This is a genomic window from Candidatus Chlorohelix allophototropha (assembly GCF_030389965.1).
Lineage (GTDB): Bacteria > Chloroflexota > Chloroflexia > Chloroheliales > Chloroheliaceae > Chlorohelix > Chlorohelix allophototropha.
In genome coordinates this window covers 116,803-142,423 of the sequence record NZ_CP128402.1, presented here as the reverse complement: position 1 = coordinate 142,423, position 25,621 = coordinate 116,803, and the positions used below count along the sequence as shown (strand labels likewise).

Here is a 25,621-nt window from a genome sequence, read left to right as displayed (position 1 = left end):
CCAACCCGGTCGTTACCTTCATGTTCGATAGGGATTTCAGCTAAAAGTCACTTAAAACTTCGCCGCTCCGCCGGAATCCGTCCCAACCTTCGCATGGACAGGTAACCACCCAGCATAAGTAGCACGCCCATCAGCAGCACCAACTGACCCCCGGCGGTTTCATATGGGTCGGTGTAACCCCCGCCGATCAGCTTCAGGAAGGTCAAAATGACGATGGGTGAGATCGCAATCACCCTGGCCGACCAGATACTTCTGACCTGCTCCGCTCGCACCTGCCGCCGCACCCTTACATGATCCCGGATGGTGGTGGACAAAAGGCTCAACACATCCCCGACCGGGCCACCGCCCCGGTCGGCCGCTATCAGCGACAGCGCCGCCACATCAAATTGTGAATCCTGCAGCCTTTCCTGGGCGCGGCGCAGCGCTATTTCCAGCCCGTAACCCGGCAACCCCACCTCCTCACTGATCTGCCGGAACTCCTCTCTCAGTCGCTTTGGCCCCTTTTCTCCCAGGTGCTGTAGCCCACTGAGAATCCCGCCGCCACCACTCTGCAGTTGGGAGCGCAGCGAGTCGATGGCAATAGCCAGATCCTTCTGGAAGGCCAGCCGTTCACTCTCCCGGCGGGAAAGCGCTACCCACAGCGGGGCTATAAAACCCAGTATCCCGGCGAACAGCACCAGCACCGGCCAGTGCCACACCAACCAGGCTATAAACATCGCGCCGGTTCCGCCCGGTAGTCCCAGTGCCAGAGCCGCCTGTACCTGCCGGGGTGGTAATCCCAAACGCTCGGCCAGGCTCTTTCGTTTCCCTTTTTTTTGCCGGGTGTAGCGGTCAAGTTCCAGTTCCCATTCTTCCGGTGGCCTTTTAGGTGGTCTGGTCAGAGCGTCAAAGATCAGGTAGGCGGCCAGAGCCGCTACAAAAGCCAGCGCTACTGCCGTCATTGTGCACCCCCCTCTTCCAGATTTTCTTCTTCCTCTTCAGCCAGGATCTGACCCCGCCAGTCCAGTCCCACCTCCTCCAACCGGGGCAAACAGCGGGGCACCAACCCACTCCAGGTCAGGTAGGGCCGGTCTTTGCGCCCTTCCCTAAAACGCACCTTGAAGATTTCGTTTGAGCTGATCTGAAGCCCTTCGCCCCCCGGTGTTACCTCTAAGATCGAGCTTACATAGCGCCGGTTGGAGCGCTTTACCACCACCAGATGTACCACTATATCGATGGCCTGCCGGATCAGTTCCACCACCACCTCTGGACCCGGTCGCCCAGGTGCCTGCATGGCGCAGGTCTTAAGGGCGGTAAAGGCTTCGGTGGCGCTATTGCTATGGATTGAAGTAGCCGAGCTATGGCCGGTACTCATGGCTTTTAGCATATCCATCGCCTCTCCACCGCGTACCTCGCCTACTATCAGCCAGGTGGGCCGCATCCGCAGGGCGTTCCTGACCAAATCTCCCAGGGTGATCTCGCCCAGCCCCTCGATGTTGGCGTTCCGGGCCTGCAGGTACAGACAATCCCGGATAGGAAAGTTCAGCTCGGAGGTCTCTTCGATAATAATCACCCGTTCCTGTGGGTTTATCCTGGCCCCCAGGCAGTTCAGGAGGGTGGTTTTACCGCTGCCGGTGGCACCGGCGATCAGGATATTAAGTCCAGCTGAAACACAGGCCGCCAGAAAGGTGGCGGCTGTACGGCTCAGCACTCCACCCGCCATCAGGTCTTCCAGACTACGGACATCGGTGGTATGGTTGCGAATGGTTACCAGTACGTTCTCCCGGCTGGCCGGGGGGATAATCACGTTCATTCTGGCGCCCCCCGGCAGTTGCAGATCCAGCATCGGGCTGGCTTCGTCCACCCGGCGCCCTGATTCAAAGGCCATCCGTTTGCACCACTCCAGCACCCTGGCATTACTGCCCAGATGCAGCGACACCCTCTTTTTAAGGCCGTTCTGGATCACCAGCACCTCGTCCGGCCCGTTAATAAAAATATCCTCAATGGAGGAATCCTCCAGTAACGGTTGCAATTTACCCAGTCCGAAGAGCTGGTTAAAGATTTCCTGGGTAGCCCTAAGGGTATCGGCCAGAAAAGGTTTGTTAAGCCGGGCGGCAAAGCTGTTATAACGGGAAAGCTCCTCCCCGATCACCTGCCGGACATAGTTTTCCTGCTCTCTTGAAAGGGTGCGGAAAGAGCCTACCAGTGCCATACCGCCCTCTTCGGTCTTAAGGCGAGTTAGAACCTGCTCGCTCACCTCCGCCTGCATGGTCTCTTCCAGATTCAGGTCGGAATCCGGCAGCCGGGTGGGCGGCAACTTCGGAGTATTGAAGCCGTTTTTATGGAGCTGGGTCATCGCTGGCCTCCTGTGGGAGTGATGGTACCTACCGGTATCACGGTAGTAACCGGAGCAGCCTCAGTAGCCGGTGGACTGATGGTTACCAATCCTTCCGCTGCGCCGGTAAGCGGTTGTAGCACCACCGTAATTACCCCCTGCTCCCTGGCCTGGCTGATTTGCCGGGCCTGCTCCAGCGTTACCAGTAAGGTGAGACCGCTTAACGCCCCGCTATTACTACTGCCCGCTCCGCTACTACTGCTGTTAAGGCTAAGACTACTGCCGGAGCGGGCTACCTCCAGCACCTTAATATTTTCGGCCAGCACGATGGCCTGGTTCTTAGCGTCACTTCCACTACTTTTATTGGTAATAAGGAGTGTCACCTGGTCGCCCCGGCTGATCCTGGAAACCGCATAGGCGCTGGTGGTCGGTAGGGAGAGCGCCACCTGTCCTTCGGGAATGCCGCTCCGGTTATATTGGGAAGCTGGAATCAGGTCCTGTTTCATTAACGGTTCGGCTGCCCTAATCAGGCGGGCCGCCACTTTCCTTTCCGAACCATCCCTGGTAAGACCGCTTAACTCTTTGCTGGCAATAAGTCTACTGGCGTAATCGGAACTGCCGCTTAGCCGGGCAGTGGTAAGATCATCCGCCGAGATAATCTGGCCGGTAGCGATCTCCCGGGTAGCCACCACCACCTCCACCCCTTCCACGCTACCCTGTAGCCAGAACAGGGCGGCCAGAAAAGTCATCACCGCAATACCCAGTCCCAAAAGTAGTCGCCAGCGTGAATCCTGGGTTGGGGTCCCTCCTACCGGTTTGCCGGATACCCGGCCTGTTTTACCAGATGGGATTTCTCGCCGGGGCAGGGGGACGCTGGGTTTAACCCGGCTTCCGTTTCCAAAATCCGGAATTGTATGGCCGTTATGTCCCGACCGCGCTGCCTCGATTACCGGAGGCGTAAGGGTAGGATCGAACTCTTCCAGGTCAGGCGGCCGGTGGGAATTGCCGTTTTGGCTTTGCTCTTTTCGATTAAACACTCTTTCTCGCCTCCCTTTCATAATTTCTCTATACAAGCCCGTTACCAGCCAGTCGCCGCTCAGTTCATCACTGTTTAAAACGGCGGTCAGGGCTATGCCCTGGCTTCTCACAAACCGTGCAAAGCAAAAGATGGTTTTAGCCATGGAATCAGGCCGCACAAAACCAACCGATAAATGTCCGGCGTTTATCCTGGCAGGCCGGTCCGCCCGGCTTCAAAGGGAACACTAACCGACCTGTGAAATATTTAGAGATTCTCGCATCAGTTTCGGCGAATTTGCCTGGAACTGCTACACCGGATTCAATCTACCTGATATAAACTGGAGGGTTACTCAAATAAGCCGGTAGATCGGTTTTCGGTTCTGGGAAAACTCCCGGACAAATGTTCAATAGTAGAGTTTTTTGGTAGGAATGTTAAGGCAAATGATGTGGGCTTAGATTATGGCTGGATTTACTACGGTGTCGGGTATTTCATAAATATTGATTTGAGTAGCCTTACATTCACCCTGATTTCAGCATATGGTTGTGGTTAACCTCCTGTGTTATGCGTACTCGGTTTTGTTATCGGAAAATTATTCGTTTTAGGCCACCGAAATAATGAGTGCTAATGTGTAGCCTGAGAATAACAAATAATCAAATGCGAATAATCTAAAATTTAAAGGCACGATACCACATTTAATCCCTTTCACCTATAGGAAAACGGTACTACTCTACCTGATTTTATAAAAATAAACGTTACTATTATTCCGCTACTATTGAGCCTTATCTACTCGTTAATTTCACCTCCTTGATCCTGGTTACCCGGAAACAATTTGTTATTTCATGATCTGCCTTCTGCTGAAGATCAACAAAGTTGTACCCTGATCCGGTTTGAAGATGTTTTTTCCGTTGTACTCACCCATAAAATTGTGATATTGAACCTGTTTTAAGCTACCAAACATAACCTCGTTAAGGCTGCTCAGGTCACAACTTTATTTGTTGCAGAGCAACTTTATTATTCTTTAACAACTTTCTAACGTTGCATAATTCTGGAAACATATTGTTTTATTTGAGTTATGTAAAGCTCAACATTGTTGGAGTCCGCCGCCGGAGCATATACCGGTACAATCCGGTCAACTGATACCAGCCCTTGACCCAGGTAGTATTCCTTGATCAGCCGGAACCAGTCCTCCATCCCATCCGTCCAGGTCGGGTAGGCCCGCCAGATTCCGTCCAGGGTGGGATAGCCGGGCGTCCAGCGGATATTCCCGAAATTATGGGAAGCCAGGTTACTCCCGAAATTCCCGCAGGAACTCTCTTTGGTAAAGAAGGCGGCGGCGTAGGCCGGGTTAATCCCGTATTTTCGTCCCATTCTTAAATATACCTGCCCGATGGTTTCCCCAAGAGGTGCTTCCGCCAGCTGGGGGCTTTTTACTCCCTGACTCCCACAGGTCAAAAGCCAGCGGTCGATTGCCGGGGAGGTGGGTTCCCCTTTACGCACATCAAAGTTCTGCCAGTCACCACCCACCGGTCCGGTATCTTCCTCCACTCCAGTGGTGGGCGGCACCATTCCCGGTCGTTTCGCCCTGGCAAAACCGTACCAGTGCTGCCGGAAAAAGGCATTGTCGATCGGTTCCTCCCGGATGGTCTCTCCTTCCTGAGGCGCGTGTATAGCAATTCCACCCCCTTTGTAAATCCCCACATGGGTCAGCCGGATGGTGGGATCCTGATAGGTGTATTCCAGAAAGAACATGTCCCCCGGCATTACCTGGTCGGCGCTGACCGGTTCTGCCGCGAAATACTGCGCCTGCGAGTTACGGGGCAGCGCTACCGCCAGCCGGGCATAGATATAGGCCGTGAGCCCTGAACAATCAAAGGCAGCAGGGCCTGTGGCACCCCATACATAGGGTTTGCCTTCCTGGGCTACCGTCAGTTGCACCAGCTTTTCTTCAAAGGAGCCGGGCAGGATAAAGCCGTAGCGTCCGGCCACCTGTAGCACCCGGTAAAAGTAATTGTCGCCGCTCTTAAAATCGCCAATGCCCCGTCGGATTCCATCCCCATCCCCCTGTCTGGCGCCGCCGGCTTTCAGTAAAGCGGCCAGCACCTCCAGGGATTTTTCATGGTTACCCGGTTCGTAACCGGTAGGACCACCAAAAACTGCCGGGGCGTAACGCTCCCACTGCGCTTCGGTGAGTCCGGCGTAATTGCCGGAGGCTTGTCCAAAATTGCTCTCAATCCTGACTATAGCCGCCAGCACCTCCCAGGGCAGCTGGTTGTCTTTAGCCACTGACTGCAATAGTGGGCGCTGGCTTGCCGGGATCTGGGCCAGGAAATTGCTATTCGGGGGTTGACCCGCCACCCCGCCGGGTGGTCGACCCAGTTGCCCACCCAGGGGGAAACCAAAGACGGTCATCACCAGTAACAGGAAAATTACCACCACCAAAATGAGCAGGACCAGGGGAGCGAGGAGTACCATAAGCCAGCGCACCACCCGACCAGGCGACAGAAGGCCGAGACCGTAATCGTAGGCTTCCATCATGACGTTTTGCTCCCTTCCTGATTACCGGTTCTTTTAGGGCGGGGGCGGTAAGGACGCAGATCCACCACCCCTGGTCTTCCTCCGCTCTGGGAGTTGGAGGAAGAGTGAAGGGGCGGGTTAGAAGGGCTGTTGCCGGTAGAAGTTGGTTTTAATTCTGCTGCTCCCACATTCCCGCTTTCCCCGGTGCCTGAAGTAGCAGGAAGTCGGGGAGTCGGATTCAACGTTACCACTCTGGCGCGGCTACTACCATCTTCTGAAGCATTTGCCGGCCGGGCTGGAAGGGGAGCAGGTGGGTAGCCCACCGTCATAGGAGATACCGATTGGTCGCCTTGCGCGGGCGGGGACTGCTGTACTCCTCCGGCAAGTGGATTCCCGGGTGACACCCCGGTATCAGTGCCCAGAGCCGGGCTGGCCGGTTTGGATGAATTAGCCGGGGAATAGGCGGAAGTTGCTCCGGCGGTTTGGGTGGTTTTACTGCGGAAGGGAGAGGCTCCACCGTTACCACCGTAGCGCAGGTTGCCCGGCGCACCCCAACCGGCCGTCACCGGTTGTAGTCCTGAAAGCCCCCCGCCCCCGCCACTCCAGGGAGAACGATTAGCTGGTCCAGAGTTACCACCACTACCCCGGTTCCCGGAGTTTGGGGAGTGGCTGTTCCCACCTGAAATAGCCCGGCCCGCCTGCCTGAGATTGCCCAGCGCCATCCGACCCGCCAGCACCAGCCCGACCGGTCCGATGGGAGTAGACCCACCCAGGGCGGCATTAAAGGTGCGGGGTAGACCCAGTGCCAAAAACAGACCACAGATGCCAAACAGCATCGCCAGCGAGGTATCGGCGTAAGCCCTGGCTCCCTTTACAAACATGGTGGTGACGGCTATCACCCCTAGCTGAAGCGGCTGCACAAAGACTGTGGCAAAAAAGTTACTGTAAAGCATCCTGGAATAATACTGGGTACCAGGGTTAAGCCATAAGGCCCCACCGAGTGGCAAAAGGTATAAAAGAAAGCCGGTATAGATCAAGCGGATAGCCATCTGTAGTACAAAGAGCACTGCCACCCCTGCCGCGAACATCGACAGAAGGGTATTAAAGATATTCCCATTGGTATCTACCTGAAGTACACCCTCAAACAGCCGGAGCTTATCGCCTGAATTTAAGGCCTGGGAGAGGGCCTGGCAGATCTGGAGGAACCAGCGGGCAATCTCGTAGCTAATTCCAGAGAGGGCTACTCCCATCAGGGTGCGCACCAGGATATCTTCAACGCCTACCTGCTGCCTGCGCCAGAACAAATTAAGCACCAGCCAGAAAAACTGGAAAGATAAAACGCTCCAGACCAGTCCGTTCCTGAGCTGGTCACCAAAAGCCGGTTGGGACTGGTTGGCAATGTATTCCCAGGGAGTGTCGGTTACAAAATTTAGCTGAATATTATTGCAGCCAGAACCCCAACCCAGAATATGGTTGGCCAGCTGGAAGAAAACCACCGCGATCCACTGGCAGATTTTACCGATCAGCCAGCCGGCCCACTTGCCCAGGTCAAAGTCCAGGCCGGGGTTGCCGTCAAAGTTAAAGCTCTGGTCTGTGGGTGGGGCGCAGGGCGCGATCTGGTAGAGAGCACCGGAGGCCTGGGCTACCCGGTAGAACCCAAAAGCGGCCACCAGCACTAGCGCTGGAATAAGCATCAGTAGTAAACCCCACCGGGGATGGCGGTAAGACCAGGCCAGATAGACTTTCCCGGATTGTCCCAGCATGCGTGCCACCGGCCCCGGCCTGGCCGGTATTGAAAATTCGGCCAGTTCCAGTAACCCAAGCCCGGCTTTTCTGAGATTTTGCCCGATCTTCAGTTTTATAGATGCTTTTGGCCACATAGGTTATTTGCTCGTTAATTATTCCGGTTTTAGCTATTCGCGCCTAACTTCAACTGCCTACGGCTCGTCCAGGATACGTACCTGTTCGGCCCTGATCTCAAAACAGAGATAACGGCAGCCATTTCGTGGATCTTCTGTCAGGTATGAGCGAAGCCGTCCTTCCACCAGTACCAGCCGCCCTTCTACCAGATTGGTGCCGCATAGTCGGGCCAGTTCACCCCAGGCCACCACCCGGTGCTCTGCTGATTCCCTGATCACACCGCTTTTCTTTTTGAACTTCAGCTCGGTAATCAGGGTAAAGTGGGCTACCATTTCTTCCCTTTCGTCCAGGTGCAGCTCCACTTCGCCTAGAATCTGACCTACCAGGATTACCCGGTTATGGTGACCGCTCACCGGCGGAATGACCTTTCCTCTTTGACTGACCCCTGCTGTAACTCGTAAAGCCCGAAGATTGCCTGGTGCGGCTGGAAACCAAATAACACCCGCTCCATCAGCCAGTCCAGGAGAGATAGCCCCTCCAGTTTTAGCAAGGTAATAGCCAGGGCCACCGCCCCTGCCACCACTGTTAATATCAGCCGGAACGGATCGGGTACCCAGCACAGCCCGTAGTTATATAGAAAGGCCAGCCCGCCCAACCCCAGCGCCAGGACGGTGAACTGTTTAAAGGTCAGCCCAAAGAAGGGCCGGTCCTCCACTTCCAGGTGGGTGGGAATTTCATGGGTCAGGGTCATTTAAAACCTCCCTTATACTTACTAGCCACCCACACCGGTAGGCAGGGGGATATTGGCCCCCATCGCGGTAAGAATCAGCCTGACGATGGTACCGCCGATCAACAGTAAACCCAGACCCAGCACAGCATAGACCATGGTTTCTTTACCCCGGTCGGCCTGCTGGTAACGCCAGCCGGAGGTGGTAATCTGGATAGCTCCCCAGCAGAAAAACAGAAAGCCCACTGCCCCACCGATCATTTGCAGAAAAGTTATGCCGGTATTAATCAGGTTGATAATTTTAGTGACATCCATCGAAATTTCCTCCTTCTGTGGTACCCCGGAATTTTCTCCGGTAATAGGTTCTTTTTGCCCCGGTAGTTTACAAAGCAACCGGTTTCCAGCCAGGGTAATACTGAGAAATGGGTTAAGCCGGCAAAGTTATGGGTCAGGTTGCTAAAAAGATCTTCGCCAGACTATCGTCGTTGTCTTTACACCCCTGGCACTTTCACCGGTTTTTAGGCCGGGATGAAAATGAAGATAACAAAAAGGTGGTGACAAGGTGGTGACAAAATATATTTGAACTGGAGCACCAGATAACGGTCAATTTGGCAGGAGCAGTTGAAATCAAGAGGTTAGCAAGGCCGGTGGTAGATTGTGCAAAAAATGGGTATTTATCATACTGGTATGATGCTTTTAGTACTTCTCGCTGGCTTTTCTATTACGGTTTTGCTTGCGTTAAGGCAAGATAATTACTACGAATCAGTGTATAATTAGCTATTCGTGGTAATTATCTATGAAAGGGTTGAAAGTTATGTCCGACCACCGGAACCCGCTCCGCCCAAAGCTTGACCCCCGCCTCGCCCGCCGTTTGGAGGAAAAGAAAGCTGAACTTGACCGCTACCGCCCGCTTAAATCCAATATTTTGAACCGGCTCTACGGAGATTTACGGGTGGTGCTTACCTATCATTCCAACGCCATTGAAGGTAATACCCTTAACCTGCGCGAAACCCAAATGGTAATTGAAAACGGGCTGACGGTCAGCGGACATTCCCTCAGGGAATATCTTGAAGCCACTAACCACGCCGAAGCTTTTGATTTTCTGGTGCGGCTGGTAGAGGGAAATGCGAAAATATCCCTGGAATACATTCTGGCTTTGCACCACCTGGTGTTGAAGGGAATTGATGATGAAAGCGCCGGGCGTTTCCGCGATGGGCCAGTTTACATCCGGGGAGCGACGCTTATTCCACCGCCAGCCCGGCAGGTACCCTCAATGCTGGCCGAATGGCTGGAGTGGCTGGAAGAGTCGGGGCAGTCCTTCGAGCCAATCGTGCGGGCAGCCATCGCCCACCACGATTTTGAGGCTATTCATCCTTTCTTTGACGGCAACGGACGCACCGGAAGGCTTATCCTTAACCTGATGCTTATGCAGGCCGGTTACCCACCGGCCCTGTTGTTACGAGACTGGCGGGTAAATTATCTGCGGGCCCTGGACACTGCCACGCTGGGTAATTATAGCCCGATCGCCAATCTGGTAGGCCGGGCAGTAGAAGGGGGGCTTGACCTGTATCTGGAAGCCTGTCGCCAGGAACCGGAAGATCTATACCAACCGCTGTCCGAACTGGCCAAAGAAACCGGATTTTCAGCGGACTACCTGGGCTGGTTGGTACGCAAAGGGAAGCTGGCGGCTATTAAGCGTGGTAGACGCTGGTATAGCACCCTGGCAGATATTGACCGTTACAAGGCTGAAGTAGCCCAGGAACTGGAGCCAAAAGGACGTCCCCGTAAACAAGTCTAATTTATTCCAAATACATATCCTAAAATAAGAGAAAAGACCTATTGAGGACATCATACCGGTATGATAAAAATAGGCAATAACTTCAATAGTTTTGTCATACCGGTATGACGATAATGCACAGCAGTCACAAATAGCATCCGGTGATAGATTCTATCTGAACCTGAGAGAACCGGAAAGATTCGACAAATCCCGCAGGAGGTGACAAAAGTGCCAAAACCCAATAAGCCCCATTCTGACTCTGAACAGCCGGAAGCTGAACCAGTTTACCAACAGGAACAAACCCTGATTGCCCCAGTACCGCGAAGCGATTTCAGCTACCTAGCCCCGGCCTTAATTGACCCCAACCCCTTCTATCGTTACCACCGCACCGAACTGGACGAGGAACGTTGCCAGTCTCTGGTGGAATATTTTACCCGGCTGTTTAAGGCCGGGAAAATGCGAGAATTTACCGTGCTGGCCCGACCAAATAATGAGCAATCAGGTCGCTATCAGGCGGTTTATGGCCACCTGCGCCTCAAGGCGGCTCAGGCGGCAAGAGTACCGCAGCTCCCCGCCATCGTCCGCCCCATTTCAGACAACGAGATGCTGCAACTGCTCCTGGTCAACGAGACTTTCAAACGGGCCGAACCCTCCAATGTGGCGCTGGCCGGCCAGGTGCGGCTTTTGCACAAAGAACTTCACTGGTCGCTGGAAACCATCGCCCGGCAGTATGGCTTCAGCAAAGCCAGAGCACATATGCTCCATCTCCTCTCCAAAGCCCCACCTGAATTCCTGGAGGAGGTAAATCACCACCCTGAATACACTACGGTGGTAGCGCGAATAGTGGCAGTGGTAGCGGAAGAAGAACAACGGGTCGAGTTACTGGAGTTAATCAGGCAGAAGGTTGCGCCGGGTCTGGTGCGGCAAAAGGTGGAAGCGCTCAGGCGCAAGGTAACTACTAAGGGGACAGATATTATTGGTCAATAACCGCCATCTAAAAAAGGAGGCTCTTGCCAAACTAATTCCCAAACTAAATTGCGTACTTCCGGAACGGTTAAAGGCAATAATTTGACCGCAAGTAGCCAGGCTTTACTCCCACCGGGTGTAATATCCTCAGTATTCGCCGCTTCTTGTCTGGCTGCCGCTAACCTTGTTACACTCAGATAGGCTTGGGCCAGCATTACCAAAGTTATGTGACGGTACCAGCCTTTCCAACAGCGTACTTCGTATTGATCCAGTCCAAATTCCCCCTTGGCAATCTCGAAACTTTCCTCGATTTGCCAGCGCTGCCCAACTACCCCCACCAACTCGCTTAACTTGACCTCAGCCGGTCCGAATATTACATAATAAGCCCGTTCGGTGGGTTTTGCCACATTGCGCCTTACCAAAAGCCAATGCCCTCTTCCCGGCCAACCTACTCGAAATAAGGGAGTGCCTATTTTGGGAGATGTGACTTTTAGTTCTGCTAAAATTCTGAGGCTAATTAGCAAGAGCAAAAAGGTTTTCAAAATCTACGCCTCTCTTCTTTTATTTGAGTTTAGAGTGTTTGGTAGGACTGCTTGAGCTCAGGGCTATTCAAAAAAAGGCAAGTTGGGCATTTATTAGCAGGGTAGAGCGCGGTACAGCTTTCCAAACCTGCCAAAAATTAGGAATCTTATGCAGGCTTGAACTCAGACTTGTTAATTGCCTACTCTAAACTCAAACTTTTAGGCACTCCCCGAAATTAGTGAGCTAATGCCCAGTCATAAATCCGTGGTCCTTTAGCACCCTCGCCACAACTTAAACGCTGCCAGGCTTCGGTCGGTAGACTATTTGCTATTTGATCAGCCTGGGCCTGGCCCGGACCCTGACCATTTCTTAGGTTATAAAACAAGGGTTCATTAGTAGCAACTGCCAGAGCGAAAAAAATGTCGTGCTGTTCCAGCCAGATCCGTAAGCACCGGTTGCCGCCATAGACTTCGTCGCTGGTGACCCACTTGAAAGGTATTTTGGTGCTAATCGCCCGTTCCAACATCTGGCGGGCTAGTTCTGGTTTAGTGGCGAAAGTTCGTTGGATAGGAATGCCGGCCGCTTGTCGCCGTATTGCATCTTCGGCCCATTCACGTGGCAGGTAAAATTCTCGATCAAGCAAGCTACGACCTTGCTCAGGGCTGACGTAAGCTAAAAAGACCCCAATCTGGAAGTTTTCAATTCGTCCAGCCGTTTCACTATATCCCTGACTAATTTTACGTTTTTAGTCAATCAGGATTACATCTTTGCTAAGTGCGGCTGTAGTATTAGGGCGCTGGTAGTACCAGGCCCGATTTACCCCCAGCAGTCGGCAGAGTTGCCTGATCGAGTAGCCTAAACCCTCTTGCTGGCTGAACCGATATAGTCTGGTGATTATTTCACACCGTTGAGCGACGGGGTACAATTCAGCATCGCCGAGACTTTTTTTAAGATCGATATTTCCAGGGCCTGTTGACCCGCTAGTCGTTCCAGTTCACCCACCCGCTGGCGTAAGGCTTCCAACTCCGACTGTTCCGATGAAACTGGAAGGGTGCGGGATTGGGTGGGAGCGGTGAAAGCGGCTTCCCCTTTCTCCCGGTAGAGTTTCTTCCAATTATGGATCAGGCTGTCACTGAGATTATGTTCCCGGCAGAGTTGTATTATGGTTTTTTCGCCGCTCAACACCGCTCTGACCAGTTTCAACTTAAATTCCGGGGTAAAGGTTCTTCCCTTCATTGCTTCCAGTCCTTTCGCAAACTAATCTGCTTTTATTCTACCAAATATTGCTTAGTTTGTGGTCTGGTCTGACAGGGTTCACTCCAACACCACTCAACGAGCGGTATGTAATCAAGCTTTTAAGAAGGGTTGAGTTGGTTACCCGGAAGTTTCTCACTGACACTACCTTAACAACAAGTCACAACGGGGCCGCCAAAAGGGATACAAGATTGGAGAAATCAATGCTTTGAACGAGAAAATCATTTTCCAATAAGTACTAATACAATCGGTCTGATTGTACTAAACCTGTTGACAGTCTGAGTCCAGTAGCCTATGATAATTAGGTCGAACTATTTCCCCAGTAAAAAGCGGTGAATATATGGAAGATCGCTGGCTTTCGGTGGATGATATTGCCGCTTACCTCGGCGTCAAACGCGATACGGTATATAAATGGATTGAGCTGAAGAGCATGCCCTGCCACAAAGTAGGCCGCCTCTGGAAATTCAAAAAAGAAGAGGTAGATGGTTGGGTGCGCTCCGGTTCAGCCGAAGCAGTTGGTACGAATAAACTCAAGAAGGGTATAAGATAGCGCATGGTAAGCGCAATGACAGAAGAGAAAAGTAAAACCGGTCACCGACAAAGGCTCAAGGAACGTTTTATTCAGGATGAGACTACCTGTCGCACTGAAGAGGCCCTTTTGGAACTATTGCTGACTTACGCAATTCGGTTGCAGGAAGTTCAGCCCCTGGCTCACCACTTACTGGTACATTTTGGTATTCTTTCAGCATTACGGGAGGCAGATTCGAAAAACCTTTGTCAGTTTGACGACCTTAAGGATAATACCTCTACCTTGCTAAAACTGGCGGATTGGCTCAGAAATCACTACCAGACTGTTCTATGTGAAACGGATCTAGATAATAATAACAATTATCAGCTAGAATTATTTGAGCCGGTAGTAGAGTTAGCCGCACAGACCGCCAAAGCAACTCCATTTTCGGCAGAACTTCCTTCCAAAAAACCTAATGTCCCAGTACGACGTGGTAGCCAGAAAAATCCCATTGGATCCGAGGAATTATTGTCCTTGATGCACCATCGTGGTGGCGAACGGTATGAAAGTCAGCCTGTTCCAGGCGCTACCCTGGCTGATATAGATTGGCAGCAAGTTGATCGCTACTTGGAGCGACGGGAAGAGGCCCGTTTATCGCGCATTCCTCGCAGTATTGATAAGGTGGAGCTATTGCGCAAGCTTGAGCTGATAGCACCACAGGATGTTCCAACAGTGGCTTGCCTACTGTTCTTCGGTAAAGAGCCGCAAAAGTTCTTCCCCTTCCATACAATCAAAGCGGCCCGGTTTGTAGATACCACCGTACTCAGGTTCCTGGATCAGGCCATTATCACCGGAACCGTACCGGACATGATAGATACCGCATTTGAGTTCGTGCAGCGCAACACCCGCAATCCGGCTCGTATCGAGGGACTGCGTCGCATTGATGAAGATGAGTATCCTGCAGAAGCGGTGCGAGAAGTTTTAGCGAACGCCGTAGTGCATCGCGACTTCACGATGACCGATTCGGCTATTCGCTGCCAGGTATTTAGCAATCGCATCGAGATAGATAGTCCCGGCGGCTTACTACCAGGTATGACAGTGGCTAACCTATTAACCACCAGTCGTTTTCGCAACCGTAAACTGGGTGAGTTGCTGTACCATATTGGATATATTGAGGCTCAAGGCACCGAAGTGCGGCGCGTGGTGGAACTAATGACTGCAGCTGGTTTGCGCTCCCCTCGCTTTGATGACCAGGGATACAGCCTTTTCGTCACCCTGAGCGGGCCAGACTTTGACGTTCCTAACGCCACTACAACTACCGCCTGAATCCAAGTCTCTCAGCTCTGCCTTTCAGCCCGGCCCAGCTGGAAGATCTTAATCAACGTCAGCGTCAATTTTTGCTTATGCTAACCGGTAGTGAATCGCTGTCTCGCCAGGAATATGAAAAAGCTTTTAATGTCTCTGATCGAACTGCAAAAGAGGATCTCAAAAAGTTGAGAGAACTCGGTTTGATACACACCCAGGGTTCTGCCAGAAGCTTACGTTACAGGCTAATCGGGTAAGAATCGGTGAAAAATTTCACCGATTTAATATCAAAGCTCACCGATTTTTGGTGATTACTACGGCGTATGGCTGCACCCGTTATTTTGGAAATGGTATTGCTCCTAGTTTTGCATCGATGTAAAAGTGCAAAAAAGCAATAATGCATAAATGGTATATGTGTGTTATACATCTTGTGCAACTGTTTACTACACAATTTCCAAGTTCAATAACAGGTGCTGCTGGGGAAGATTAATACTATTACCTTTTTACGGGTTTCAAAATAAAATCTTTCATATTTATTAAGATAACACTACCTTTGCACTTTTGACATTTTTAGTTGATTTTGTAATGACACCCTACAATAGGTTGTAGGGTGTCATTACAAAACTATACCACTAATATAAAGTGCAAAGGTAGTGAAGATAACCTAGTAAGTCAAATTTTTAGAAACTTTTGGAATGATAATGATTATGTCTAATGTTGAAGAGAAACCGATATATTTAGATAACCATGCTAGTACTCAAGTTGATCCTAGGGTTGTAGCAGTAATTCTTCACACTATGACAACTGGGTATGGTAACCCAAATAGCGTAGATCACGTCTTTGGTGATATGGCTGCCAAAATGGTTGTTGCCGCACAATGCGAGGTTGCCAAATTAATCGGTGGTGATCCAGATGGTGTACACTTTACAACAGGAGCGAGCGAAGCAATTCAACTAGCGATAGCTCATGCTGTTTCCAATCGACCACATAGAGATATACCTTTACGGGTAGCTTTATCTGCAGTGGAGCATAGAGCAGTTTTAGATGCGATATCGTTGCAAGAAGACAACGGGAATGTTGTTGTCACATGGCTACCCGTTGACAACTTTGCTCGTCTAGATTTGGAGGCATTGAAATCTGCTTGTGCCTCAGGGATTGATCTGGTATGTGTAATGGCTGCTAACAACGAAGTAGGTACATTATACCCAATTGAACAAATTGCCCAAATTGCGAGTTCAGCGAATGCATCAATCTTAATTGATGCAACACAAGCTGCTGGACATATTCCTATTTTCGCAGTTGATTGGGGGATTACCTATCTGACAGTTAGCGGGCACAAAATGTATGGGCCTAAAGGAATAGGCGCATTAGTTACACTTCCAAACATTTCTATTCGATACAGTCATGGTCGATTGCGAAGTACTGGAAATGGAACCCCTAATGTTCCAGGTATCGTTGGACTGGGTGAGGCATGTCGTTTGCGACAAATGGAAATGATTCAAGATGAACCTAGAATCGCAGCGCAACGCAATCATTTAGAAGCCCTACTACTCAGCACTATTAGTGGGTTGGAAGTAAATGGTGATCGTTCAAACAGACTTAGTCACAACTTACATTTGTCATTACCTGATGTACCTAATGACGCGGTGTTAGCCCGATTACGTAACCGTTTGGCTATTTCAACGGGGGCTGCTTGTACGTCCGCTGTGGATACACCATCACACGTTCTTAACGCTATGGGCTTAGCTGAAGAATTGCAAAACGGAGCCTTCCGTATCGGGTTAGGCAAATTTACAACTGATGATGAAATCGAGCGCGCAGCAGGTTATTTTGCTGCGGCCGTAGAAGATACACGAAGGGCAATTGCAGCTATATGAGATTTTCTGGACACGAGACTTTTATTTGTCGCTATACTTGGTTGCCAAAAGCTTGTAGTGCTATTGCAGAGAATCCTTCTGTATTAACTAATGACGAAGAAGCAATGGTCAAGCTTGGCGTTGGTAAAAACATGGTTAACTCAATTCGTTTTTGGGTTGAAGTAATGGGAGTGGCAATTCCTAATCGACAGCAGAAGGTGTTCAACTTAACAACCTTTGGCAGAAGAGTTTTCTCAGAAGATGGGTTTGATCCTTATCTTGAGAATATACAAACTCTTTGGCTACTCCATTGGCATTTATCCTCCCGAAAGGCTGATCCAATTTTCGCTTGGAACTTCCTTTTAAATCGCTGGCCGTACCCAGAATTAAGTAGAAGTGAAGTCGTAACGGCATTTGAACGGGAAGGAAAGCGGCTAGGTTATTCACATTCTTCCGTCACTTTAGCGCAGCATCTGGATATATTTCTTCGTACATATTTACCGTCACAAAAACGGACAGCTATTGAAGATTCTCTGGACAGTCCGTTTGTTGAACTTGCTCTATTGAGGCAATCAGGCCAACGACGAATAGGTTTGAAAGGACCTTTAGAGGATGTTTATTTGTTCCGTCGAGAGGCCAAACCTGAATTGACAAAGGCTGTATTCGAATATTGCTTAGATGACTATTGGAACAGGTGGCATCAAACCGAAAGAACCCTTACATTCCGAGATATTGCTGTCGCAGAGTGTAGTATAGGCCAAGTATTCAAGCTACCAGAGGATGATTTGAGAACACGCCTTGAATTGTATGTAATGTCTGGTGTAGCTCAACCATTTGAATACCAATTATCAGCGGTGCAAGGTCAGGTAACGCGAAACAATATTCCTGATTATGACTTTTTGGCGACAGTTTATGAGACTGGATACAATCATGGATGAACAACCTAAAACCCATTTTTTAGTCGGACTAGAAGAAGATCATAGACTGATTCAAAATCTTTTCCGAATCCCAGACCGTTACCTAAGATCTATACATATTGAACGCGATTTTCATGATGTTGAGTTGTTAGAGCAATACATTTTAACGCCGTCTATGGAGCGATCTCTTATTAGGATAACGGAAGGTCTGCGGCCGAACTCAGGACGCCGTGCCTGGAGAATTACTGGTGACTATGGCTCAGGTAAATCTTCATTTGCCCTTCTTCTTGCGCATGTACTTTACAACCCAGAGAAACCTGCTGTTACTCCAGCGCGGTTAGCTATTGAAAATGCAAATTCAAAGCTTCTTAACCTCAAGTTAATACCAGTAATTGTTACAGGAGCACGCGAGGGTTTAGTCTCTGCTATTGCACGGGGAATATTGTGGAGTCTAGATTGTCTGCTAAGCCAAAATGATATTAGAGACCTTCTAAAAGAACGTGCTAAGAGACTTCAAAATAGTGGAGATAATCAAGAGCTTCTTGAGCTAATTAGAGATTTAGCTAATATTCCAGGTTATTCAGGTGTACTGCTTGTTCTGGATGAAATGGGAAAACTTTTAGAATATGCAGCGCTTTATCCTGACCGAGAAGATGTCTATCTTCTCCAACGTTTGGCAGAAATGGCCGCGCGGAGCGGAAATCATCCAGTTGTTTTAGTTGGGCTTTTGCATCAAGGATTTCACGCTTACGCTGAGCGGCTTCCATCTGCAGTTCGCCACGAATGGGAAAAGGTAGCAGGACGATTTGATGAGATTGTTTTTGATCAACCACTTACACATACGGTAACCCTCGTCTCAAGTGCATTAAATGTTATAACTGAACAATTACCTCAAGAAATCATTCATAATGCGGAAACAATTATAAAGTCAACCCTCTCTACAGGTTGGTATAGCACGGCTGGCAATACATTGAGTGAGCTTAATTTACTTAAGCTTTATCCTCTACATCCAACGGTTATTCCTGTACTTATTAATTTTTTCTCCCGCTTTGGACAGCATGAGCGCTCTTTGTTTGGCTTTCTTCTTTCTACCGAACCATACGGTTTACAAGCTTTTGCGGAACGCCCAATAAAAGCAGGTGGCTATTACCGCCTTTCGAACTTTTACGATTATATCCGTGCAAATTTCGGACATCGTTTAGACGGAGCAAGTTTCCGTAGCCAATGGTTACGAATAGTCGATATTTTAGATAGCGCTGACATAAACGATGAAGTTGCACTAGCTATTCTTAAAACAGTAGCAGTGCTTAATCTTATAGATTCTGAACAATATTTAGCTACAGATGTAGCCTTGTTATCAGCCACTGTTGACAACGATCCAACATATAAGGTAGAGACTGCCATAGCTAAATTAAAAGACCGTGGTTTACTTTTTAAGCGGGGTACTGCAGGAGGGTATCGTCTTTGGTCTACTACAAGCATTAACCTAGAAACACGATTTGAAGATGCGAAGAGAGCTTTGGGTCCAATAGAGCAGGTTGCAATACATTTGCCAAATTATTTAGATGTTCCTGTTCCCACTTTGCTGGCTCGCCGTCATTACATTAAAACTGGTACTATGCGATATTTTGAGGTCAGATATACAGATTTCACATCTTTAAGTAAAGATGCCATACGACCTACGGCAGCGGACGGCTTGGTTGTAGTAGCACTATGCGATACCCCATCTGAACAAATTAAAGCTAGAGAATTTGCGCAAGGATCAGAGGCAGCTTCTCGACCAGAGATATTAATAGCAGTGCCATTTCCATTAATTGGACTTAGAAATGAGGTGCAAGACGTACGATGTTGGGAATGGGTAAAATCAAATGCACCAGAGCTTACAGATGATATATATGCCTCAGCTGAGGTATCCCGTGAAATTGCTGCTACACGCAGGACACTTAGAAATCGCTTGACAGCATTGATTAGCTTTGGTCATGCTGACACAGGAATGGAGATTGAGTGGTGGCGTAAAGGACAACCTCTCTCTATTGAACAAGGACATGGAATATTACTAACTTTATCAGCTGTTTGTGATGAACTATATAATGATGCTCCATATATAAAGAATGAGTTGCTCAATAGATCAATATTGAGTAGTGCTGCCGCCAATGCACGTATGCGTTTAATCGAGAGAATGCTCGAAGCACCCAACAAACCATTTTTGGGTATTAATCAAGACAAAGCACCCCCAGAAAAATCTATGTATTTGTCTGTCTTAAAAGCAGGTGTAATCCACCGTGAATTGGATGGGCAATATATAATAGAAGAACCAGAAGAGGAAAATGATACATTACAACTTCGACCTGCTCTTCTAAAAATCCTAAATATTCTTGAAGAAGCTCAAGAGCAACGAGTATCTGTACCAACAATTATTACTGCACTTACTTCCAGACCATTTGGAATACGCATGGGTGTTATTCCGCTTTTATTGGCAATAGTGGTTGCTGGACACTCCCATGAGTTAGCAGTTTACGAAAATGGTACATTCATAACAGGTCTGAATCCATCCAATTTTCTTCGTCTTATCAAGGCTCCTGCAACTTTTGAATTCCAAATGGTGCGTGTTGCGGGCGTTCGTGTGAGACTTTTCAACAGATTGGCGAGAATTTTTGTAGACTCCCCAGATAAAGATCTTGAATTGTTAGATGTCGTAAGATCGTTTATTAACTTTGCGGCAGAACTTCCAGAATATACCAGACGAACTGTAAATCTTCCCACCATTGCTTCTCGAGTACGCGAAGTTCTATTTAAAGCGCGTGAGCCTAGGCCGCTGCTTTTCAAAGAATTACCTGAAGCCTGCGGTGTTGAAAGCTTCTCTGCCGAGGAAACGCCGGATACTGAACGAATTGAAAAGTTTGTTACACTATTGCAACAAGCACTAAATGACCTCCGCAATACTTATCCGTTATTGCTTGAACGGATTCGCTCAAAAGTTGCCAATGCTCTAGGTGAGGGTGAAGGAGCTATCGATCGAGAGCGTATTGCTAGTCGTGCAACAAACGTTGCTGTTGCAGCTTCTGAATCTCGACTGCGAACTTTCGCTTTGCGGTTAGGGGATACAAGACTTAACTCTGACTCATGGGCAGAAGCATTAGGAAGCTTTGTTATAGCTAAACCTACCCGAAACTGGCTACCGGGTGATGAGAAAAAAGCTGGCGAAGAGATTGAAATTCTTTGTAATACATTCCAACGGTTAGAAGCTATTACCTTCTCACAACACAACTATACAACTAGTGGCCCAGCCGTTCGTGTGGGTTTAACTCATTCTAATGGAATGGAAGCTATGCAAGTTGTTCAGGTTAGACCTGAAATCGAATTGGAAGTAAAAAACAAAGTTTCAGAACTGCAAGGCTTATTACCAGAATCTGAAGAATTACGTTTAGCAATTTTAGTACAGTTGCTTGAACAAAGCCTGAATAAAAAAGACAAATCTGATGTAGTTCCACAGGGAGGAGGTGCATAGTGCCATTTCAAGTTGCTGCTCGAACCCTCCTCCACTTAGGTGCTGAACTTATCAGTTCAGACGGTGTGGCACTTTTTGAGTTGGTTAAAAATGCATTTGATGCCGGTTCGAAACGCGTTACGATTGACGTAACTGTCCGCATTCCCCATTCAATTTTATTGAATTTTATTGAATATTCACGTAGCCAAGACATTAGTGTAGAAAGTGACTCTGGTGCCGTCACTTCAATTGAAGCATTTAAGCAGACAGCGTTAGCTACTATTGACATGACTGTACCTAATATACAGGAGTTCCGTCAGACTATTTTGGAAGCAGAAACCTGGCCTGATCTTCTGCGTGTACTAACAGAAAGTAATTCAATAGTTGTCAGCGATACTGGTGAGGGGATGTCTCTCCAAACACTTAATGATGTGTATCTAACAATTGGTACAAGGTCTCGACGTTTATTACGTGATAAAGGGCATAACAATTCAAGCGGGCGGCCATTGCTGGGTGAAAAAGGTATAGGACGTTTGTCTGCAATGCGACTTGGTACCCAATTACATGTGGAATCAACACAGGCAGATGAAAGCAAATGGAATGTCCTAGACATAGATTGGTCGGTTTTTTCTCACGATTCCGATGCACTTTTAAGCGAATTCAAAATTGAACCCCATCTTGGCGCGTCTAAAAGGGACACTAGTGTATCTGGCACAATTATTCGAATTAGTTGGTTGACTTCAGCATGGTCTAAAGACAGACTTGAAACCTTAGCCATACAGGAGTTCAGTAAGCTAACCGATCCATTTACTGAAACCACCATATTTCCCATCCAGCTTCGATTCAACCAAGAACCAGTAATAATTCCGCGATTCAAAAACCTTTTACTTGAGAATGCTCATGCTATTGTCAAGGCACAATTTATACAGCAGAGCAATGGCGAGATGAGATTATCTGGTTCTGTACGTTATAGAGAGCGACAACAATACTTTGCACTTGAGGGTGCCCATCTAATTTCTGTAGTACTAAACCCTTTAGAAAAACCCAGAGTTAAGAAATCATTAGATCTTACAAACAATCTTTTACCCTCTGAGGGTATGGAACGAATGCGACTACTGAAATCCCTTGGACCATTCAATTTAGAAATTTATTGGTATAACCGGCGGATACTGACTGCACTTGAAGGAATTGGTGATCGCAATACTGTTGCCAACCTAGTACGAGAATGGGGTGGCGGAATTATGGTTTTCCGGGACGGTTTTCGTGTATTACCTTACGGTGATTTACGTGATGACTGGCTCGATCTAGATCGTAGAGCATTTAGCTCATCTGGTTATAAAGTTAATCGCGCACAATTGATTGGGCGTTTAAATATCACAAGTGTCCTGAATTCTGAGTTAATAGACCAGTCAAACCGTGAGGGACTTCGAGACTCTGAGGAAAAGTTTGTATTAATTTCGTTATTAAAATATGTAATCCAAATGGAATTACGTGCATTTCTCGATAAAACGGATAAAGAGCTTAGCGCACGAGAACCAGTACTTATTGAAGAACTTGAGAAGAGGGTAGAAGATGAAGATCGACAACTTCGGATCAATTTAGATAAATTAGCCGGGCGAGTTCCTGAAATTAAAAGGGAAGGGTCTCTTTTCAACGAAATTCGAACATCAAGTTCGCACTTGCGAGAAATTATGCAAGAGGTTCAGGTAATCGCCTCTGAATACGAGCAGGGTCGCAGACAGCTTTTAAACTTGGCGGGAATAGGGTTGTCAGTAGAAGTGCTTGCGCATGAGCTTAATCGTGCAACAGAACACGCTTTGTTAACTCTTGCTAATGTTCGGGAAGGTAGCTCTCCAAACTCACAAGACGCACTTATCCGAACCCTTGAAGTGCAGCTCAAAACCTTACAGAAGCGCCTCCAGATCCTTGACCAACTAAGTACAGCTGGCCGACAGCGCAAGGAAAAATTTGATTTGATCAATGTGATTCGTGATATTTTTGAATCAAAACAAATTCCTTTTGCTAATGAGCAGATTACACCCATATTAGAGTTAGAACCTTCTTCAAAGATCAACAAATTTATGATCAATGCTGTAAAAGGAATGATGATGCAAATCCTTGACAATTTGATCACCAATTCTATTTATTGGCTACGTCAGCAACGAATGCTTGATCCAACCTTCAAAGCAGAAATTAAGGTTACTGTCGATGCTACAGCGAAAGAGCTTAGAGTAACTGATAATGGACCAGGAATCCTCCCAGGGCTGAAAGAGCGAATATTTGAAGCATTCGTTAGCACAAAACCCCCAGGTCAGGGAAAAGGTTTAGGGCTTTTTATCGCTCGTGAGATAGCCAAGTATCATGGAGAAGATGTTTTTCTTGCAGAAAAAACCACAGAACCTGATGGAACATATAATACATTTGTACTTACTCTTGGAGGCGTGACAGCATGACCAATAGTGCTACCAACGCAGAGAACCATGTTACTACTCTACTTGCTAAACATGGAATAACTAATGTAGGCATTATCGATGATGACTATATACCCCTTGAACAGTTAGAAATAAGTAGTTATAACGCTGAGAATCTTTGGGCAGCTATTCAGAATGAGGATACTGCATTTTCCGAGCTTGAGAGCTTTGATGACAGTGTTGTTGGATTTGAACAAATCACAATTACATTTATATGCAAGTTCCTGAGTCAGCGTAATAAGTATCCAGCTCTAGATAAAATCTGGCGGGAGTCCGAATTAGGAATATGGATAGACCAACGTACTGCTTTGTTAGATCCTATCAAAAATCACCTGGAAAAAAATTTCAATCTTAAGGTGCAAACATTTACCCCCGGAGACGAAATCAACGATACATCGATTAACATATTTTTTCTTGACTGGCATTTAAACCCTTCTACAACAGGCGTAGATATAGTTGAACCTGCAGTAAGAAAGGCAAAGGAAATATTTACAGCGTATGAAGCACGACAAGCGACTAAGCCCTTAGTGGTACTAATGTCAAGTCGACCAGGTGTTGTTGAGGAAAAGGATGATTTCCGGAAAAGATCAGGTTTATTGGGTGGTATGTTTTACGCTGTACACAAGCAGGATTTACGCGACCTGTTCAAACTTACCATGAACTTGCAAATGTATGCCCTTTCCTTACCAGTTGGTCATCATATGCAAGACTTTGTCGACAGTGTGTGTAAGAAAATAGATGAAGTTAAATCAATATTCACTGAACATATCAAGGAATTGACCCTGAACGACTATGCCTTTATACAGAGCTTATGTCTCCAAGAGGAGGGTGAACCCTTAGGAAGCTATATGTTCTGGCTATTTAGCTCATATTTTAGTTATCTCCTTTTTGACAAAGGTCTAAAAGATACACGTGATAAGCTAAATGTTGCCGATTTCACCCATGCTATCCCAATTCACACCCCTCCTTCCATACGATTGGCAGAAATATATCAGCATGCCCTTTTTGATACAGAAGTAGGCACTGTTAGTCCGCATCCCAAAATTCCCAATAAAGTTTCAGATCCAGACAGTATAGAGCCATACTTGAGCTTAGGTGATGTATTTCTAGGACAAACAACCCAGCCTACTCCATTAGAGCAAGCTATTACTATAGGTGAAGAACTAGAAGAGTCTTTGTTTGAAACTACAAATAACTTGGCAGTGATAGAAAACAAGCAAGAAATACCTCCAATTACTGAGACCGAAAAAAGCCAATTATTCTCAATTTCAGAGCAAGTGACACCTACAGATAATGAACTAGTAAAACCTAATAAGCCACTTACTGAGAGCCCAAGTTTATTATCTAAAAACTATGAGGAGAGCTTACCAAAACTATATATGATTATTAATAATGAATGTGATCTTACGTTTACTCCAAATAAAGGTAAACGTAAGATAGATTCAGAACAAGCCATTCTATTAATAGAAGGGGAATTGCAACCCGTTAGTAGCAAAGAAAACCGTGGTCCTCGTACAGAATTGTTTACACACGAGAATCAAGCTTACAGGATTATATGGGAACCAAAAAAAGTCAGATCTATTCATTATGGTAGTTTTATGAAATGGTACAACGAGGCAAACCTTGATCGAAAAGCTCGTCTCCGTTTACCTTTCGCATTAGAAATTCAGCGTAGCTTCGCGGCAGATCTCACCCGAGTTGGGCTGCCAGTAGCACCTCCCATTTACCGACAAGCAAATATCAAACTTTTACTACAAAATGGTGGGAACTTTGAAGAAGTTCATTTAGATGATGCTGAAAGTGCTGGTATTATTAGCATTAGGGATGGCTCTAAGTTTATGTTAACCTTATCACTTGTAGAAAAAATCAGAAATGTATTATCTAACAGATATGAAGAAGGTAAAGAGGGAAAACGTAATCCAGTTTTGGCAAATGTTTTAAATGATTTTCAACAATGGGGTAATCTTTGGATATCACAGCACAACCTTCCCAGTGCAGGTAAATTACAAAGTCTTTTAAACCCTGATTGGGTTCTCATGTTAGGTAATGGGTTAACAGACGAAGATAAAGAAAAAAAAGCTAAACAAAAAATACTAATTATCAACATTGATCCTACTAACTGAGG

The 25,621-nt window shown here is 47.6% G+C and carries 20 protein-coding genes and 1 pseudogene; 10 read left to right on the top strand and 11 right to left on the bottom strand.

The window, feature by feature from the left end:
* Positions 1-47: 47 nt before the first annotated feature.
* From OZ401_RS25095 to OZ401_RS25060, 8 genes are all read right to left on the bottom strand, one after another.
* Positions 48-941 (bottom strand): type II secretion system F family protein, encoded by an 894-nt coding sequence (locus tag OZ401_RS25095; RefSeq protein WP_341472146.1) that lies wholly within the window; start codon positions 939-941, stop codon positions 48-50.
* On the bottom strand, positions 938-2,335 hold the full coding sequence (locus tag OZ401_RS25090; protein WP_341472145.1) for a TadA family conjugal transfer-associated ATPase: 1,398 nt from the start codon (positions 2,333-2,335) through the stop codon (positions 938-940). The genes OZ401_RS25095 and OZ401_RS25090 overlap by 4 nt, the downstream gene beginning before the upstream one ends.
* Positions 2,332-3,495, bottom strand: a complete 1,164-nt coding sequence (gene cpaB / locus OZ401_RS25085) for a Flp pilus assembly protein CpaB (protein WP_341472144.1) — start codon at positions 3,493-3,495, stop codon at positions 2,332-2,334. The genes OZ401_RS25090 and cpaB overlap by 4 nt, the downstream gene beginning before the upstream one ends.
* An 866-nt stretch (positions 3,496-4,361) precedes the next feature.
* Positions 4,362-5,867, bottom strand: coding sequence for an NlpC/P60 family protein (locus tag OZ401_RS25080; RefSeq protein WP_341472143.1), 1,506 nt, complete (start codon positions 5,865-5,867; stop codon positions 4,362-4,364).
* Positions 5,864-7,609, bottom strand: a complete 1,746-nt coding sequence (locus tag OZ401_RS25075; protein ID WP_341472142.1) for a TrbL/VirB6 family protein — start codon at positions 7,607-7,609, stop codon at positions 5,864-5,866. The genes OZ401_RS25080 and OZ401_RS25075 overlap by 4 nt, the downstream gene beginning before the upstream one ends.
* A 174-nt stretch (positions 7,610-7,783) precedes the next feature.
* Positions 7,784-8,119: a single-stranded DNA-binding protein gene (locus OZ401_RS25070; protein WP_341472141.1), complete on the bottom strand. Its 336-nt coding sequence runs from the start codon at positions 8,117-8,119 to the stop codon at positions 7,784-7,786.
* Positions 8,116-8,457 (bottom strand): PrgI family mobile element protein, encoded by a 342-nt coding sequence (locus OZ401_RS25065; protein ID WP_341472140.1) that lies wholly within the window; start codon positions 8,455-8,457, stop codon positions 8,116-8,118. The genes OZ401_RS25070 and OZ401_RS25065 overlap by 4 nt, the downstream gene beginning before the upstream one ends.
* 21 nt (positions 8,458-8,478) lie before the next feature.
* Positions 8,479-8,748, bottom strand: coding sequence for a hypothetical protein (locus OZ401_RS25060; protein WP_341472139.1), 270 nt, complete (start codon positions 8,746-8,748; stop codon positions 8,479-8,481).
* Between the two features lie 499 nt (positions 8,749-9,247).
* Here OZ401_RS25060 and OZ401_RS25055 point away from each other — a divergent pair, with 499 nt between their 5' ends.
* Together OZ401_RS25055 and OZ401_RS25050 are read left to right on the top strand one after the other, a co-directional pair.
* Positions 9,248-10,231 carry a Fic family protein gene (locus OZ401_RS25055; protein WP_341472138.1) on the top strand — a complete coding sequence of 328 codons (984 nt, stop codon included), beginning with the start codon at positions 9,248-9,250 and terminating at the stop codon, positions 10,229-10,231.
* 207 nt (positions 10,232-10,438) lie between these two features.
* Positions 10,439-11,197 carry a ParB/RepB/Spo0J family partition protein gene (locus tag OZ401_RS25050; protein WP_341472137.1) on the top strand — a complete coding sequence of 253 codons (759 nt, stop codon included), beginning with the start codon at positions 10,439-10,441 and terminating at the stop codon, positions 11,195-11,197.
* On the opposite strand, the gene OZ401_RS25990 is transcribed toward OZ401_RS25050, so the two are convergent.
* From OZ401_RS25990 to OZ401_RS25035, 3 genes and pseudogenes are all read right to left on the bottom strand, one after another.
* Positions 11,191-11,718: a hypothetical protein gene (locus OZ401_RS25990; protein WP_425607650.1), complete on the bottom strand. Its 528-nt coding sequence runs from the start codon at positions 11,716-11,718 to the stop codon at positions 11,191-11,193. The two genes, OZ401_RS25050 and OZ401_RS25990, sit on opposite strands and share 7 nt — an antisense overlap.
* Before the next feature lie 227 nt (positions 11,719-11,945).
* Positions 11,946-12,422: pseudogene (locus OZ401_RS25040) on the bottom strand (IS701 family transposase); the annotation flags it as partial.
* 170 nt (positions 12,423-12,592) lie between these two features.
* On the bottom strand, positions 12,593-12,934 hold the full coding sequence (locus OZ401_RS25035; protein ID WP_341472136.1) for a transposase: 342 nt from the start codon (positions 12,932-12,934) through the stop codon (positions 12,593-12,595).
* A 358-nt stretch (positions 12,935-13,292) separates the two neighbouring features.
* Between OZ401_RS25035 and mads1 the strand changes: the two genes are divergently transcribed.
* The 8 genes from mads1 to OZ401_RS25000 all read left to right on the top strand — a co-directional run bounded on the left by mads1 (position 13,293) and on the right by OZ401_RS25000 (position 25,619).
* Complete coding sequence (gene mads1, locus OZ401_RS25030) at positions 13,293-13,502, top strand: methylation-associated defense system helix-turn-helix domain-containing protein MAD1 (protein ID WP_341472135.1); 210 nt, start codon at positions 13,293-13,295, stop codon at positions 13,500-13,502.
* 3 nt (positions 13,503-13,505) lie between these two features.
* Complete coding sequence (locus OZ401_RS25025; RefSeq protein WP_341472134.1) at positions 13,506-14,786, top strand: ATP-binding protein; 1,281 nt, start codon at positions 13,506-13,508, stop codon at positions 14,784-14,786.
* The gene (locus OZ401_RS25985; RefSeq protein ID WP_425607653.1) at positions 14,783-15,022 is read left to right on the top strand and encodes an HTH domain-containing protein; all 240 of its coding nucleotides are present in this window, start codon (positions 14,783-14,785) and stop codon (positions 15,020-15,022) included. Before OZ401_RS25025 ends, OZ401_RS25985 begins: the two co-directional genes overlap by 4 nt.
* Positions 15,023-15,472: 450 nt before the next feature.
* Entirely contained in the window at positions 15,473-16,642 is a 1,170-nt protein-coding gene (locus tag OZ401_RS25020) for a cysteine desulfurase family protein (RefSeq protein WP_341472133.1), read from the top strand.
* Positions 16,639-17,559, top strand: coding sequence for a DUF4007 family protein (locus OZ401_RS25015; protein WP_341472132.1), 921 nt, complete (start codon positions 16,639-16,641; stop codon positions 17,557-17,559). The genes OZ401_RS25020 and OZ401_RS25015 overlap by 4 nt, the downstream gene beginning before the upstream one ends.
* Complete coding sequence (locus OZ401_RS25010; RefSeq protein ID WP_341472131.1) at positions 17,552-21,046, top strand: hypothetical protein; 3,495 nt, start codon at positions 17,552-17,554, stop codon at positions 21,044-21,046. The genes OZ401_RS25015 and OZ401_RS25010 overlap by 8 nt, the downstream gene beginning before the upstream one ends.
* Positions 21,046-23,478, top strand: a complete 2,433-nt coding sequence (locus OZ401_RS25005; RefSeq protein WP_341472276.1) for a sensor histidine kinase — start codon at positions 21,046-21,048, stop codon at positions 23,476-23,478. The genes OZ401_RS25010 and OZ401_RS25005 overlap by 1 nt, the downstream gene beginning before the upstream one ends.
* The gene (locus tag OZ401_RS25000; RefSeq protein ID WP_341472275.1) at positions 23,475-25,619 is read left to right on the top strand and encodes a hypothetical protein; all 2,145 of its coding nucleotides are present in this window, start codon (positions 23,475-23,477) and stop codon (positions 25,617-25,619) included. The genes OZ401_RS25005 and OZ401_RS25000 overlap by 4 nt, the downstream gene beginning before the upstream one ends.
* Positions 25,620-25,621: the final 2 nt, after the last annotated feature.